The sequence below is a fragment of the Citrobacter sp. TBCS-15 genome, assembly GCF_005280815.1.
GTDB classification, from domain to species: domain Bacteria; phylum Pseudomonadota; class Gammaproteobacteria; order Enterobacterales; family Enterobacteriaceae; genus Citrobacter; species Citrobacter werkmanii.
The window spans coordinates 1-995 of sequence record NZ_SZWK01000124.1 but is presented as its reverse complement, the minus strand read 5'-3'; the positions used below and the strand labels follow the sequence as shown (position 1 = coordinate 995).

At 35.8% G+C, this 995-nt stretch carries 3 protein-coding genes; all 3 read left to right on the top strand.

All coding sequences use genetic code 11. The features are described from left to right. The first annotated feature begins 13 nt into the window (after nt 1-13). Entirely contained in the window at nt 14-88 is a 75-nt protein-coding gene (locus FDW96_RS11800) for a bacteriophage terminase small subunit (protein ID WP_252362868.1), read from the top strand. Then, a complete protein-coding gene (locus tag FDW96_RS11795) occupies nt 85-315 on the top strand; it encodes a hypothetical protein (RefSeq protein WP_036853254.1) in 231 nt (76 codons plus the stop codon). Before FDW96_RS11800 ends, FDW96_RS11795 begins: the two co-directional genes overlap by 4 nt. Before the next feature lie 474 nt (nt 316-789). Next, on the top strand, nt 790-995 hold a 206-nt coding region (locus FDW96_RS11785), incomplete at its 3' end, for a hypothetical protein (protein ID WP_212732873.1).

Sequence of the window (995 nt, the reverse complement as noted above, 5' to 3'; positions counted from 1 at the left end):
CCTTAAAGCTAAAATTGAAGAACTTGACGACTATAAGCTAAGTAAGTATAAAACGCCAGAAATCAAAGTCCCAGAGGGGTTTGAATGAAAAAATATTGGGTAGTTGAAGACCATTTGGGCGGAGGACTTTATCTGATGTCAGAAAATACTTCAGAAAAAGAATTAGAAGAAGTTGAAGATTATTGTGAGACGTGTGGAGACAACGATTCTATTATTGGTCAGTTTTCAAACTGGAAACAACTTAAAAAAGAAATGACTGATGACGAAGGTTGGTGTCCATATTCAGATGAATATTTGCAATCAGTATTTGAATAGAAAGGGAATGAATGTATTATTTAAATAAAATGTTGGAATACAACAAAGAAAACGGCATTATTATTAATAAGTACATTCGCAAGACTATTCAGAAGCAAATACGTATTCATAACAAATATATTTATCGCTATGACCGTGTTACGCAAGCTATTGAATGGATAGAAGACAACTTCTACCTGACTACTGGTAACCTGATGAAAATTGAGCTACTTCCAACACAAAAATGGTGGTATGAGTTAATGTTAGGCTATGATATGGTTGATGAAAAAGGTGTTCAAGTCAACCTAATTAATGAGATTTTTCTTAATTTAGGCCGTGGATCAGGTAAGTCTAGTTTAATGGCTACGCGCGTGCTTAACTGGATGATTTTAGGCGGACAATATGGCGGAGAAAGTCTAGTTATTGCATACGATAATACACAGGCTAGACACGTATTTGACCAAGTTAGGAATCAAACGGANGTGGTATGAGTTAATGTTAGGCTATGATATGGTTGATGAAAAAGGTGTTCAAGTCAACCTAATTAATGAGATTTTTCTTAATTTAGGCCGTGGATCAGGTAAGTCTAGTTTAATGGCTACGCGCGTGCTTAACTGGATGATTTTAGGCGGACAATATGGCGGAGAAAGTCTAGTTATTGCATACGATAATACACAGGCTAGACACGTATTTGACCAAGT